Raw genomic sequence first — 14593 nt, forward strand, 5'->3', positions numbered from 1 at the left:
CCGTCAAATACGAAGGTCTGGATTGCCGTAGGCATCACGGACAACCGTCGCGCCCTCAACCATCGTCTGGGCAACCATCTGACGCTTGAAATCGCGAGGAGAGTTCCTCTGGCCTCTCTTCCTGCCCATATAATAGTGTCCACTATTTTTTCGGACGCAACCGAGACTGGGTACAATCTGGGCTACCGCTTAAGCGCGATTGATCGCCAGTTTGCGGGCGCTTCACTATAATGCCCCGCAAAGTCGGTCGACACACGCATAGGACCGCGGCCCAACAGGGCCGCGCAGTCATCTGTCAGAACGTGCTTGCTCTCTGCTCCAGCAGCCCTGATTTTGTGAACTCAAAGAACCGGTCCGCCCGCTTTTGCAGAACTGTTTTGTCGTGTGAGATCAGCAGCACAGCAGCTAATGTCTGGGCCGCATAATCGGCAATAATATCAATAGCTAGGCGCTGAATTGACATATCCAGGCGTGATGACGGCTCATCGCAGACCAGGAATCTCGGCTGCGCGAGCAGAACCCGGACAATCAGTAACCGCTGCAATTCTCCACCGCTGAGCTGGTCAGGGCGCCGCAGCAGCACGGACGGATCCAGGTTCAGCTTGGCCATCAGCGCCGATTTGGAATAAAATCCCGCCCCCGAGGCCGGTGTCAGCTTGTCAAATACATCTCCCAGGATAATGTTCGGCGGGAATGCACTTGCCGGGTTCTGAAACAGTTTCTGAAACTTGGTGCGCTCGGCACGGATCAATTTTCGGTCCGCCGTTTCACCAAGCCAACGGACCGAACCAGAGGATGGCTTGAGCAGCCCTAGGCATATATCCGCCAAAGTGGACTTACCTACTCCGCTCGGCCCCAACAGCCCAACAACCTCCCCCTCACGGATATCAAGCGTTGCACCATTGACGACCGGGGCGCCCTTGGCAAATTCAAAGGTCACATCCTGAATACTAAGAACCGAAGCTGCATTGTTTTCCGTTCTGATACATTTCTCGGGCCACATCTGCGGTTCACTTTTGATCATGGCCTGCGCAGCCTGGCTACCCGACCCGTTCAAAATCTGCGCAGCATCGCCCTGTTCGGCAATTTTGCCCTGTTCAAAAATAACCAGATCGTCTGCCAGATCGCGCGCCACATTCAAATCATGCGTAATAATCACCAGCCCACGGCCGGTTTGCTTAAGCAGCTTAAACAGCCCGATGGTGCGTAGCTTGCTGGTTTGGTCCAGACCTTTGGTAGGTTCATCCGCAATGACGAAACTGGCGCGTGCGGCCAGCGCCATCGCAATCATGACACGTTGTTGCATCCCCCCGGACAGCTGCCCGGGAAATTTCAAACCGTCCGCTGGTTTCAGGCCAACCTGTGCAAACAGATCCTCTGTTGAGGCCCAGGGGCACCGCGGATCACGCCGCCAGCGCAGAATTTGCGCCAGCTGCTTTCTCACGGGCATCGTGGGATCAAGCGCCGCCGCAGGCTCCTGAGGTAACACAAAAACATGATCGCGCCACAGCGGCCCAGCCGCAGGCCGGTGATCCAGCAGAATGTCACCGCTCACCTTCAGGTCTGGCACCGGTAGCCCGGACAAAGCGGCTGCAAACAGGGATTTACCAGACCCGGATCGACCTATGACACAACATGTCCGCCCCTGTGTAAACTGCATTTGCGGCACATCCAGAGACAGCTGACCAGCTGACAGCGTCATATTGCGGACTTCAAGACTATGCATCGGAGTTTCTTGGTTTGGGTGCAGGCATGGATTGCGACACGATCAACAACGCCAGCACAACCCAGACAATTGCCGCCACTGGCGCCGCTAGCTGGACCGGTGAAATCTGCCAGTAGATCCGCAGATCATTAATCATCATGCCCCATTCGGCCTGTGGTGGGGCAATGCCAACCCCCAGGAAACCTATGGTGGCAATCGACAACACGATCTGGCCAACAGAAACAGCCCCAAGCGACAGCAAGTAAGATGTCATGACCGGCAGAACCTGAAAGCGAAAGATCCGCCAGCCGCTCGCTCCGGCGAGCCGCGATGCCAGCACATGGTCACTGTTCATCAGCTGATTGCCAACAGCATATGACAGACGGAAATACTCGGGCCATTTAACCAACCACAGTAAGAAGATGATCACAGCTGCGCCCCCGCCCAGAACATCCGCCAGCAGAATGATCACCAGTAAGCCAGGTAAAGCATAAACCGCATCCGAAAAGAGCGTCAAAGCAGCGGCGATGGCGCCGCCGAACCACATTGCCACCCCCGCAAGCGCACAGCCCGTCACCAGGCTAAGCGCAATCACCGCAACAGCGATACCCGCTGAATAGCGCGCGCCATGCAACACACGCGCCAGTACATCACGGCCAAGCTGGTCGGTGCCCAGCGGGTATTCCGCAGCAGGCGGAGACAACGCCGCCAGAAGGTTCTGCGCATTGGGGTCTGCCGTATAAAGTACCGGCCCCAGGCTAGCCGTCAGAATGAATAGAAGCGATAGAAAGACACCCAACCGCCAAGCGCCGCGCGCCCGCACCATCATTGTGCCACCCTTTGCCGGTAGATCTGCCAGGTCAGGATCTCAGCCAGTGCTGTGCTAAATAGATAAGACACGATCAGCGAGAGAACCAGCCCCTGCATCAGAGGCACATCAAGCGCCTTGACCGCATTGATCAATGCCCATCCTAATCCGTGATAGTTAAACACCATCTCAATCACGATCACGTCGTAAATCAGGAACATAAACACGACCGGCAGGTAATTCAGCATAGGGCGTATCGCATTCTTCAGACCATGGCGCCAAAACAGCTGGCGTTCGGGAACCCCCCGCATCAACGCATGCTGCATGTAGGGCTGTTGACGTACGTCTATCACCGCAGCCCGCACCACCCGGCTGAGTGGGCCCGAAACTGAGAGCGCGATAGTAAGTATCATCACCCAAAGCCGTGACCAGCCGGATGTTCCGCTGAGCGTCGCCAATCCCAATTCAACCACAAATATCTGAACCATGACAATCGCAACCAGAAACGCCGGGATTGTCGAAACCCCAGCACTGATTGCCGACAGCACCACATCCAGCTTGCTCCCCGGCTTTCGGGCACAAAAGAAACCAATGGGCACAGCCAGCCCCACACCTGCAATGAACCCCCAGAACACCGTCCGCAGGGAATTCACCCCGTGGTGCACAATGTCATGCATCACATCCCGGCCGCTGACCAGGGATGTGCCAAAATCCAGCATCAAGGTACTGACCAGCCATTCCCCGTATTGAACGATCACCGGCCGGTCCAGACCGTAGGATGCGCTGACCACATCGGCCAGAGCCTGATCAGGTTCAGCGCCGGCAAATCTGGCCGCTGCGATTTGCAGGGCCAGATTGTCCGGAAGAAGATGTACGGCCCAGAACGAACACGATGCAACAAGCAGCGTGATTGCCAAGACAAGCAGAGCCTTCTTTGCCAAGAGCGGGGCAAGTGTCATTCAGGTTCTCATTTCGCCCAAATCAGGCGGTTCAGACCAAAGTCACGCTCATAGACATCAAACTCGAAGTTTGAGATCGTATCAGATACAGCATAGACGTCGTCGTACCATGTGACCGTGACCATTGGCTGTTCGTCGTGGATCATTGCAACCATATCCTGCCGCAGGGTCTTCAGCTCGGACGGGTCTATGGTTTTCTGGTAGGTTTCAACCAGGCCATCGAACTTGTCGTTGTTCCAGTTCATGGAGCCCCAGAAGCCACCGCTTTGGTAGAAATTCTCGGCCAGCGCACCAATCGGATCGGGCACGTAGACAAAGCTGTCCGATACTATACCCGCCTCCAGCGTTCCATCAGTGTGACCTTCGGAGATGATGGTCCAGTCGCCCTGTTTGATCGACATATCAATGCCGACTTCTTTCAGCATGCCCTGAATAGCCACACCGATAACAGGCAGCTCAGGGCGCGAGTCATAGGTGCGCAGTTCAATCTCAAACCGCTCACCATCACGGGTCAGAATGCCGTCTTCGCCCTTCTCAAATCCTGCATCGGCCAACAGCGCTGCAGCTTTGGCAGGATCATAGGCAAAAGGTGCCAGGGATTTGTCGTGCCAGGCTGGCAGGCTGGCCGGAAACAGCTGTGATGCTGCAGTGTCTGGATTGCCGACAATAGATGTGGCGATCCCCTTGCGATCAATCGCATAACTAATGGCCTGACGCACGGCCACCTCATCCAGAGGTTTATGAGCCCCATTCAGTTTGAGAGCGCGAACACGGGGGATGGCTTGGATATCCACATCCACATTGTTTGCACCTGCCAGCATCCGCTTTGCGGTGACAGGCAGGCTGAACGCAAATTCGACCTCTCCCGCCTGCACCATCGCCTGACGTGCCTGTGCGTCGGGAACAAACAGGTATTCGACCTTGGAAATTGCAGGCCGAACATCCCAATAGCTGGTATTGGCCGCCAGTTTCAGCGTCGCCGGATCCGAGGCATCCGTTATCATATAAGGGCCGGTTCCCGCCAGGCTGCTCGTGCGCTCATCGGTCAGATTTGCGGCAGAAATGATGGCCGTATTCCAATCCGCCAAGATCGCCGGCAAGATCGAATATGGACGCTCCAGCGTAATGACCACCTCATCCTGTTCAAAGGTGATCTCTTTTACGGGGGCAGTTCGAAGCGAGCTTTCCTCCTGGAAGGCTTTCAGGTTGGCTGCGACGGTTTCCGCCGTCAGCGGACTGCCATCATGAAAGGAAACCCCCGACCGAATCTTGAAACGCCATTGGTCCAAAGTCTTGTTTACGACCCAACTTTCGGCCAGCAATCCGACGATCTCGCCTTCTTTGGTCGGTTTGGTTAGCGTCTCAACCACACCGGACCGCGACAGCGCTGTTCCAGAAGAGGGCTTCAAGGCACCAATTTTCCATGGCGAGGCAATCCGGATCGTATCATCTGCTGGATTAGCTGCCACTGGGGCGACCGCGGTCAATAAAACCGCACAGCTTGCAGTCGCAGCAAAAATAACATGTTTCATGGTGAAAATTCCTTACTGCCACGCCGGCCACTTGGAGTATTTTGAAGTGGCTAGCGACGAGTTCCCTTGAGGGTAGAACCCGCAAGGTGCATGAGTTCATCAAGCGCTTTTGCCACCTGTTTTTCGATATGCTGGCAAGACCAAGAGTGATCGAGGCTGGCATGCGGGCATTACCTGACAGTTTCAGTAATGTAAATACATGAGGCGCGTAACGTTCTGCATCTGCTGCTCTCTATACCTTCATTGCCACTTGCATCGAAATGGGTAGCACGATCTCCGCATGCCGCGACGCTCAGGGTCTGCCAGCGTTCCCATCGAGCTCTGCTTATCCGATGTAAAGATCTGTTGCGGGATCAACCAACAAGCCGAGGCTATATCACCAGCGCATGGAGGCCTGCTTCAACTACATTGGAAGGGACAGTTTGCACATATTAGATGTTCATCAACTCCAAAAACTCAGAGCGATGGTCAACCAGTAACCCTGAACAGTGGAGGACGCCTTACGAACGCACAGCCCATACAGGGTTAGACATGACGAATTTCTATACTGAAACTTACGCAGAGCCGACGAAGGAAATGCGGGAAGCAGGAACTTATGCGCCGGTTGGGAACTCCCTAATCGGCGAAGACCCCAGTACCAAAGCCCTTCTTGAACGTGCCGCGGATTTTTTGGGCAAGGAAGCAGCTCTGTTCATGTCTTCGGGCACGATGTGCAATGAGGTGGCCGTGCGGGCACATACCAGGCCCGGTCAGGAAGTCATCTGCGAAAAATCCTGCCACATCATCAACTTTGAATGCGGTGGCCCTGCCGCAATAAGCGGTGCCATGATCCACTCGATTGACGGGGACCGGGGTATGTTCACCGCCGATCAGCTGTCCGAGGCTATCCGCAGTGGCAACCCCTATTTACCCCAGACCGGCCTGGTTACAGTGGAACAAACCGCCAATATGGCAGGTGGCGCAATCTGGCCGCTCGAACAGCTGCGCAAAGTAGCCAACACAGCCAAACAGGCCAACATTCCAACACACATGGATGGTGCTCGACTGATTAACGCGGTCGTTGCCTCCGGCCATCCAGCTTCGGAAATGACCAAGGGCTATGACAGCGTCTATATGGATTTCTGCAAGGCGCTCAATTGCCCAGTTGGTGCCGTATTGGCCGGCTCTAAAGAGTTCATTCAGGAAGCGTGGCGCATTCGCCAGATGATCGGTGGGGGCATCCGCCGCACCGGTATGCTGGCAGCCATGGCGAACTATGCCTTGGATCACCATGTCGATAGAATCAACGAAGATCACCAACTGGCCCAATACATCGGGGAACGAGTGGGGAACATTAAAGGTGTAGCCTCTGTTGAGCCTGTTGAAACGAACATCGTGATCATCGACTTCGATCCCGCAGGGCCTGCTGCGCCTGAAATCGTTGCAAAACTGAAAGAGAACAATGTTCTGGTTGGTGCCTTCGGCAAATACCGGATCCGTGTTGTCACATTCATGGGCCGAACCCTGAAGGACGGCGAAATCCTGTGTTCAGAATTGGATAAAGTCCTGAACGGATAAGCCGCCAGTCGCCACCGCCCTATTCATACCGGGCGGTCGCGACCTAGGGCAGAAGCATACTTGCGTAGATCAGAGCCGATCCTTCGAAACCTGTCTCTTTGCATATCTTCCCCCCCAACACTACGGCAAGACTCTCCAGTGAGCTACTCCCCGATCGTTGGACAGTTTCCGCGTAAATTAAGCTACGCTCTGCCCCTGCTGACCGAGCTGGGTTGCGTCTTTTCTCAGCCAATTGACCACGGCTGGCGGTCTGCGGCCAAGGGCGGAATGTGGGTGCTTCCGATTGCAGAATTTCACCCATTTTCCAACGCCTGCCTTTGCACGCCAAACTGGCTTGCCAGCTCCGCGACCGTTCGCTTGCCCTTCAAAGCCTTAAGCGCAAGCTTGGCTTTGAATTCAGGCGAATGGTTCTTCCGTTTCGACGTATCTGATCTCTTCTTCGTCGAAGATCAGCAAACAGCAAATCGTAGCTTACGTCAGTGTTCAGATTTCAGGGAGCAGCTCGCAACTGAACCGACCGATGCCGCCATAGGGCAGGTATATTGTGCCTGGCTGTTCGCTTCGCTCAGCGACGTGGTTAACCCATACCAAAACTGCATGGTAGATCAATTACACGGCATTGGTATGAATTGTTCTATCCATGTAAACTCTACCCAACATGCTGTAATTGAATAATAAAAGAAAACACCAATGTTGTGTGTCGCCGTAGTGGAAGTCGTCAGAAGTGACCGCCTCCAGTTCGTGCGCAAATGCGGAATGTGACTGCCGCCACAACGTTTTCCGAAGGCGTTCTTCTACAGCCAATATTGGATAGGAGCTAAATGGATGGCAGGAGAAGCTACGGGTCGCCAATGGGCACCACTGCCGGCAAGTGCAGATGATGTCGTCGCCGACTTTTACAGTGACATGAAGTCGATCCCGACCAAAGGGATGCTGGACGCATTGCTCAATGCTCGTGTTGGCGACGTTCAGAAGGGTGAGGACCCGACAACAACGGAACTGTGTCAGCGCGTGGCTGAAATGCTGGGCAAAGAGGCGGCGATTTTGCTGCCTACGGGGACAATGTGCAATGAGATTTCCATTAGAATTCATTGCGCTTCAGGCTCTGAGCTGATTGCTGAAAGATCCTCTCATATCATCAATTTTGAAGCGGGTGGTCCTGCGGCTCTTAGCGGCGTGATGATGCATTCGATTGATGGCGAATTTGGGCGTTTCACTGCTGAGCAAGTGCGTGCCGCCTATCGGCCGGTTTCGCGTTATGCGCCGGAAACCTCGTTGGTAGCAGTTGAACAAACAACAAACCTCGGCGGTGGCGGAATCTGGAGCTTGGAAGAGCTCGGGGAAATTGCGGAAACCTCAAAATCGCTGGGATTGGCGACACATATGGATGGTGCGCGGTTGTTGAACGCCTGTGTGGAAACCGGGGTCTCCGCCAAGCAATATGCGACTGGCTATGACTCTGTCTGGATCGACCTCACCAAGGGATTGGGCGGTTTTGCCGGTGCGGTTCTGGCCGGGACGGACGACTTTATCAACCACGCCTGGCGCTATGCGCAGCAATGGGGCGGCGGGTTGCGCCAGTCCGGTTACATCGCCGCGACCGGGCTTTATGCGCTGGATAACAATCTTGAACAACTGGCCCGTGACAATGCACTGGCCAAAAGCATTGGTGCGCAGATCGCGCCCTTGCCGCATATCTCAGAGGTTTTGCCGGTTGAGACCAACATCGTGATCTTCAATCTGGATGAACGCGGACCGGATGCGGCAACGGTCGTGTCCAAGTTGCGGGACCAGGGCGTCCGCCTTGGTGTCTTTGGCGAACGGACGGTTCGGATCGTTACTCATATCGGCGTAGGGCCTGAGGGCGGAGATCTGTTGATCAAACGCCTGCGCGCCCTCCTGGAAGAATAGTTTTCACATTGGCAGCGGTGTGTCCGCCTCTGCAACCGATCATGAAAGATACATGACATGCGCGACTTTTTCTCAGACACCAAGACGATTCCGACACGAGCCATGCGAGAGGCCATCCTTGACGTTCCCGTAGGCGACGAACAAAAAGACGAAGATCCGACAACCCGTGCCCTTTGCGAACGTGTTGCCGCGCTCTTGGGTAAAGAAGCCGCTATTTTGCTGCCGACTGGTACCTTGTGCAATGAGATTGCGGTCAATGTGCAGACCAACCCGGGCGACGAGGTGATCTGCGAGGAAAGCTGCCATTTGATTAACTTCGAAACTGGCGGCCCGGCGGCGATCAGCGGCGTGATGATCCGCACCATTGCTGGAGAAAACGGTATCTTTGAACCTGCTCAGCTGCGGGCGGCAATCAGGCCTGCATCCCGCTATGCGCCGAAGTCGGCGTTGCTGTGTGTTGAACAGACCGCCAATATGGGCGGCGGCACGATCTGGCCGCTGGAAAAACTCAATGCGGTCGCTGAGATCGCGCATAGCGCCGGATTGGCCACGCATATGGACGGCGCACGGCTCCTGAACGCAAGCGCCGCCACCGGAATTTCTCCTGCAGACTATGCTGCTGGGTTCGATACGGTGTGGATCGATTTTTCCAAGGCTCTGGGCACCCCGATGGGGGGCGTTCTTGCAGGTTCGGCTGAGTTCATCCAAGAGGCATGGCGCGCCAAGCAGCAGATGGGCGGGGCCATGCGGCAATCAGGCATTCTTGCGGCAATGTGTCTTTATGGGCTGGATCACCACGTTGACCGGCTTTCTGAGGATCACCGTCTGGCCAAGTATCTGGCCGATCAGATCCGCGCGCTGCCGCAGGTCGCGCATATGCAACCTGTCGAGACCAATATCATCATTTTTGATCTTGATGACAGCGCGCCACTGGCCGCCGATATCGTCGCGGGTATGAAGGCCGACGGCGTTCTGATTGGGGCATTCGGTCCCCGCAGAATTAGGATCGTCACTCATCTGGATGTTGATATGCAGGCTGGCGAAGACTTGTTGGTGGCCCTGAAAAAGCAGCTGTAAAGCGCGCCTTTCACGGTCGAAGGTACCTCCCCTGAGGCAAGGGCAAGCAGATCTGTCGAGCAGGTCAATTTAGGAGAAAAAAATGAACCCGACCACACTGTTCATAGGCGCAGGAAACATGGGGAGCGCGATCATCAAAGGATATCTGTCTGCTGGTGGCAAGGCGGGAGACATATCCATCGTTGATCCGTTTGTTCAAGACAGCACGAAACAGGCACTGGCAGGTGCTCATTTCTATTCTGACTTTGAGAGCCTGGATCCAGCGCTGCGCTTTGATATGGTTGTGCTTGCGACCAAGCCGCAAGTGTTCCTTTCGGTAAGCCAGGACATCGAAAGAGTGACCGCAGCGAACGGGACGATTGTTTCGATCATGGCCGGGATCGGCAGCGAGACGATTTCAACGGCTGTTGGAGGAAATCTTTCAGTTGTCCGCTGCATGCCCAATATGGCGGCATCCAAGGGATATTCGGCGAATGTCGCCTTTACCAAGGACGAGGCGAAGAAGCAGGGTTTCGAACGCTTGTTTGGCGGGTCCGGGACCGTGCGTTGGGTCGACAATGAGGATCAGATCCATTTCACAACCGCTGTTTCAGGAAGCGGCCCGGCGTATTTCTTCGCTTTTGTCGAAGCACTGGCCGCTTCGGGAACAAATGCTGGGCTTGGTTCTCAGTTGGCGATGGACCTGGCAATTGATACGCTTATCGGGGCCAGTGAATTGCTGAAGTCCGATCGCGATCCGGAAAGACTTCGCAAAAGCGTTACGTCCAAAGGTGGCACAACCGCTGCTGCGCTAGAGGCGTTCGCGCATAACAACAATCTCCAGGCGGTTGTTGATGACGCAACCTCGGCTGCAATTTTGCGATCAAGAGAACTTGGAAATCCGGCTTGATCCTGCTTCAAAATAGAGCAGTAGGCTCAATCAGGGGGTGAGAGAACAATGGCGGTTGTTATTGGTCCGAAGCTGCGTTCCGAAAGCTCTCATGGTGGTGGCCATTGCAAGTCGTGGCCGCGCGCCAAATCAGATGCGGGGCTTCCATAACCAACGTAAGCGCCAATCCGCCCCACATTGTAGAGCCTTCCCCGTGCTGCGGGATATTCCCATCTCATGGTGGGGAGTGCATTGATTTTCGGGTCATTTCCGTCAGGTTGAAGCGGCTTTGATGCTGTGACCAGCCCCTGATGGCGCCAATGTGTCAATGTGGTGCTTTATGTGCCGTAAATTCTTAGCCCTCGGGACGTTTTTCTGGATTCCGGCCGCCGTTAAGCCAAGCATGTTACACGCAATCTATGAGGACAGGAACATGGATGAAACCCTTCTGGAGCGACTGCAGGCGGTGGAGCCGCTGATGTGGATCAATCCGGAACTCGGCCCCACTACTGCAGCGCATGTGCCGGTGCGGCCGGACCAAGTGACGGAAGCCGAAGCCAACTGGCGTGCGCTGGCACCGCTGTTGCAGCAGTGTTTTGAGGAGCTGGAGGACAGCGGCGGGATGATTGCCTCGGATCTCATCGAAGTCGCGGATTTGGCCATGGCAATGGGGCAGGGCGCAGGGCGGTTCTTTGTAAAGGGTGACCACGCATTGCCGGTGGCGGGCTCGGTCAAGGCGCGCGGCGGCGTTTACGAGGTGTTCCTGCATGGGCTTTCGCTGGCGCGGCAGTTGGGGCTGATTGCGCCGGATGCCCCGCCTGCGGCGCTGGCGGCCGGTAAAGTGCGGGATCGTTTTGGCAGCTGCACTGTGGCGGTCGGTTCAACCGGCAATCTCGGCCTTAGTGTCGGTATTGCCGCGCGGGCGCTGGGTTTTCGCGCGGCTGTTCATATGTCGGCGGACGCCAAGCCCTGGAAAGTCGAGCGCCTGCGCCGCCATGGGGTTGAGGTGGTGCAGCATCAGGCCGATTACGGTACTGCCGTGGCGTCTGCCCGGCTGCAGGCAGAGGCGGACCCGTCAATTTACTTTGTCGATGATGAGCGCTCGGAACTGCTGTTCTTCGGCTATTCAGCGGCAGCGGCCGAGCTGAGCGGCCAACTGGTAGAACGAAACATCCCCGTGGACGCTGAGAACCCGCTGTTCCTGTATTTGCCGTGTGGCATAGGTGGTGCTCCGGGCGGGGTGGCATATGGGCTGAAACAGGTGTTTGGCGATCATGCTCACTGCTTTTTCGTTGAGCCTGCCCAATCGCCTTGCGCGCTGGTGCAATTGGCGTCCGGCCTGAAGCGGGCGGTCAATGTCTATGACGTGGGCCTGACGAACAAGACCGAGGCCGATGGCATGGCGGTGGCTGAGGTGAGCCAGTTTGTGGTACAGGTCATGCAACCCTTGCTGAGCGGGGTGTATACTGTCGCGGATGACGATCTGTTCCGTTGGCTGGCGTTGGCGCAAGATCATGCAGGACTGCAGTTGGAGCCTTCAGCGGCAGCCTGTCTGGGCGGGCCGCAGATGCTGCTCTCAACTGCCGAAGGCCAGGGTTATCTGGCGCAGCACGGGCTTGTGGCAAAAACGGATCAAGCCACCCATGTCATGTGGGCCACGGGAGGCAGCCTGGTGCCCGATGAGGAATACCAAAGCTTCCTGCAAAAAGGCCGCGCTTTGCGGGACTGAGGGTTGCCCGGGTGGCGCCAAACAGCCGCCCCGGAGTAGCGTGCCCTGAGCTGCGGTCAGCAGAGTGCGGGCGGATCTTTGCGGTACATGAAGGAGTGCTGGCCGACGCCAAGGCTCTGTCGGCACATCAGGGCTCCCCTCGAAGCCATCGCTGCAGGTCATTCTGCCAGCCGACTCGACGAAGTCCTCCCCTGGAATTTCCAGCCGTCAAGTTGAAAGCCCGGTGCCCGCTAAACGCCACTTATTATCCAACAGTCCGATACTCTGGGACCAGGTCGAACCGATGCAGCTAGGCGAGGCTTGGTTAGCTGGGTATGGGAGGTCACTGAAGCTTAGAATTACTTCCGGGCGTTGGAAATTTTTGCGCAGATGCGAATGATCTCATCCGCCTCCGCCTGTGTCAGCCCGATCCGGGCAAATACATCGGAGGAAACGCTGCAGCTTTTTGTCCAAATGCTACGCCCTGTGTCCGTCAGGGAGACGACCTTTTGACGCTCGTTGCCCACCTGTACCTCGCGTGACAGCAGGCCTTTCGCTTCCAACCTGCGAAGCAGAGGTGTCATCGTGGCCTTGGACACTTCCAGTTTGCTGGCCAGAGTCGAGATGGACACCCGGTCCTCCTCAGCCAAAGCCATGAGTACCAAGTATTGAGTATAAGTGAGCCCCTGAGCTTTCAGAAGTGTTTGATAATGCTGCTCAACGGTATGCGATGCTGCATAGATTGCGAAACAAAGCTGGTTGTCCAACCTGACATCTGGCTTTTCATCGGTCTTCAGCGGTTCTTGCAAAACTCTGTGCTTTCGTTGTGGGACTGAGCACCCGTTAGATACCATCATTCTTTCCGCTTGCAAATAGTTAGCTAGCAAAGTATTAGTGGACAAATGAAAACAGCTCACAGGAGTACCTAGCTATGCGCACCGGATTATTTGCCCTCTGTCTTTCGCTGACTTCACTGCCCGCCTTCGCCGAAGGTGAGTTTGATACTGAGGGCGGATTTGCTGCCTTTGAGCAACTCTTTGGCGTGACAGAGGGAAAGCGCCGCAACCACACCAAAGGTTTCTGCATCGAGGGTGAGCTTGTGCCTGTTGACAGCGCGATCAAGGCTTATTCCAACAGCTCGCTCTTCACCGGCACATCGTCTGTGATCGCGCGCGTATCCCATAAGGGCGGCAAACCTAATCCGGCTGACGACAAATACGGGTTGCTGGGCATGGCGATGGAGATAACGACTGCCGATGATGATCTGCACGTGATCGCGATGAACACTGAACATTTCTTTCCTGTTGCGACCAGTGAAGCGTTCATTGAACTGCTGCGGGCCAAGGCCGCAGGGCCAGAGGCGACCAAGGCTTTCGCTGCTGACCACCCTGCACTTAAAGCCTACAAAGCATATCATGGCGCCTTGGACAAAACCCTGAGGCCCTACGAGGGCACAACTTTCAACGGTGTGAATTCCTTCTATCTTGTCGATGCGGCAGGCGCGCAGACGGGTATCCGTTTTTCATTTCGCCCTTCCGGTGAAGAAGGGATCGTGACGGATACGCATCCCGACTTCTTCTTGGAAAACATGCAATCGAACATAGACAACGGTGGAGTGTCCTGGGAGATGGTGGTGACTCTGGCCAATCCAGGAGATGTTATCGCAGACCCCTCGGTGCAATGGACGGGGGAGCACACCGAGATTGTCGCAGCCCGGTTTACGGCCAAAGCGGCGATGTCAGAAAGCGATGGCCAGTGTGATGACCTCAACTTCGACCCCATGGTTCTGAGCGAAGGCTTTGCTCCGTCGGAAGACCCAATGTTGCTGGTGCGCTCCATGATCTATGCTCATGGTGTTGGGCAGCGTCTCTCCGAAAAGGACTGAGTCCTCCGTTCACGGAAACTGAGTTGGTAAGGGCCTGGACGCATTGGCGATCATGTATCCGAAACGGAAACTCCTACCGGGAAACCGTTCCTAAGCTACCAATTTTCGGCATCACAAATCTGACCCCGTTACGGGCCTTGGCAAAGGCAAGTGACGGGGCGTTGTCTAGCAGCTATGCCTTGGGAATTACCCGGTGTCTTGGCGAACCAGCACCGTACTTCTTCGTGGTCGCATCGGTTTAACGCAAGCAAGAATGGTGTTTGTGGGGCTGCCTTGGGTTGCACCTTGCAGGGCTTACCCCAATGGCGCATGGCGGCGACATGCTGAGCGGAAATGCGAGCCATCAGAGAAGGGTGATGGTTGTTGCAGCACATGATGTTCCAGACCGCTTTCATCGCGGCGCGTAGCAACTCGGTTTCTAAGCTATCTTTCACTGATAGAAGCTGGGCTTTCCCATCCGAAAATGCGGCGGACCACCCGGGCATCGCCAACCTTGTAGGCATATTGAAGGAAACAATGGCTGCGCTGCATCTCGCGCTCTTTGGCTGTCATTGAAGCCGCCACCGTCCGAAACAGATGCTGC

The 14593-nt window shown here is 55.7% G+C and carries 12 protein-coding genes; 7 read left to right on the forward strand and 5 right to left on the reverse strand.

What is annotated here, in order from left to right:
- Window positions 1-295 precede the first annotated feature (295 nt).
- Genes J4721_RS14300 through J4721_RS14315 form a run of 4 tightly spaced genes read right to left on the reverse strand, consistent with a single transcriptional unit; the run spans window position 296 to window position 5004 of the window.
- A complete protein-coding gene (locus J4721_RS14300; protein WP_211003017.1) occupies window positions 296-1726 on the reverse strand; it encodes an ATP-binding cassette domain-containing protein in 1431 nt (476 codons plus the stop codon).
- On the reverse strand, window positions 1719-2534 hold the full coding sequence (locus tag J4721_RS14305; protein WP_211003015.1) for an ABC transporter permease: 816 nt from the start codon (window positions 2532-2534) through the stop codon (window positions 1719-1721). The genes J4721_RS14300 and J4721_RS14305 overlap by 8 nt, the downstream gene beginning before the upstream one ends.
- The gene (locus J4721_RS14310; protein WP_211003014.1) at window positions 2531-3472 is read right to left on the reverse strand and encodes an ABC transporter permease; all 942 of its coding nucleotides are present in this window, start codon (window positions 3470-3472) and stop codon (window positions 2531-2533) included. Before J4721_RS14310 ends, J4721_RS14305 begins: the two co-directional genes overlap by 4 nt.
- Before the next feature lie 8 nt (window positions 3473-3480).
- Window positions 3481-5004, reverse strand: a complete 1524-nt coding sequence (locus tag J4721_RS14315; protein ID WP_211003013.1) for an ABC transporter substrate-binding protein — start codon at window positions 5002-5004, stop codon at window positions 3481-3483.
- A 531-nt stretch (window positions 5005-5535) separates the two neighbouring features.
- Here J4721_RS14315 and J4721_RS14320 point away from each other — a divergent pair.
- The 6 genes from J4721_RS14320 (at window position 5536) to J4721_RS14345 (ending at window position 12146) form a co-directional block, all read left to right on the forward strand.
- On the forward strand, window positions 5536-6561 hold the full coding sequence (locus tag J4721_RS14320; RefSeq protein ID WP_211003012.1) for a low specificity L-threonine aldolase: 1026 nt from the start codon (window positions 5536-5538) through the stop codon (window positions 6559-6561).
- A 138-nt stretch (window positions 6562-6699) separates the two neighbouring features.
- Window positions 6700-7236, forward strand: a complete 537-nt coding sequence (locus J4721_RS19775) for a hypothetical protein (protein ID WP_247656132.1) — start codon at window positions 6700-6702, stop codon at window positions 7234-7236.
- 150 nt (window positions 7237-7386) lie between these two features.
- Window positions 7387-8472, forward strand: a complete 1086-nt coding sequence (locus J4721_RS14330; protein ID WP_102873785.1) for a low specificity L-threonine aldolase — start codon at window positions 7387-7389, stop codon at window positions 8470-8472.
- Between the two features lie 57 nt (window positions 8473-8529).
- On the forward strand, window positions 8530-9549 hold the full coding sequence (locus J4721_RS14335; protein WP_102855086.1) for a low specificity L-threonine aldolase: 1020 nt from the start codon (window positions 8530-8532) through the stop codon (window positions 9547-9549).
- Between the two features lie 82 nt (window positions 9550-9631).
- Entirely contained in the window at window positions 9632-10438 is an 807-nt protein-coding gene (gene proC / locus J4721_RS14340; RefSeq protein WP_102873787.1) for a pyrroline-5-carboxylate reductase, read from the forward strand.
- Window positions 10439-10850: 412 nt separating this feature from the next.
- Window positions 10851-12146, forward strand: a complete 1296-nt coding sequence (locus tag J4721_RS14345) for a D-serine ammonia-lyase (RefSeq protein WP_211003011.1) — start codon at window positions 10851-10853, stop codon at window positions 12144-12146.
- A gap of 338 nt (window positions 12147-12484) precedes the next feature.
- On the opposite strand, the gene J4721_RS14350 is transcribed toward J4721_RS14345, so the two are convergent.
- The gene (locus J4721_RS14350; RefSeq protein ID WP_201765406.1) at window positions 12485-12934 is read right to left on the reverse strand and encodes a MarR family winged helix-turn-helix transcriptional regulator; all 450 of its coding nucleotides are present in this window, start codon (window positions 12932-12934) and stop codon (window positions 12485-12487) included.
- A 122-nt stretch (window positions 12935-13056) separates the two neighbouring features.
- Between J4721_RS14350 and J4721_RS14355 the strand changes: the two genes are divergently transcribed.
- Window positions 13057-14010 (forward strand): catalase, encoded by a 954-nt coding sequence (locus J4721_RS14355; protein ID WP_211003010.1) that lies wholly within the window; start codon window positions 13057-13059, stop codon window positions 14008-14010.
- Window positions 14011-14593 lie beyond the last annotated feature (583 nt).

Origin of the sequence: Phaeobacter sp. HS011 (assembly GCF_018101215.1) — a bacterium.
GTDB classification, from domain to species: domain Bacteria; phylum Pseudomonadota; class Alphaproteobacteria; order Rhodobacterales; family Rhodobacteraceae; genus Phaeobacter; species Phaeobacter inhibens.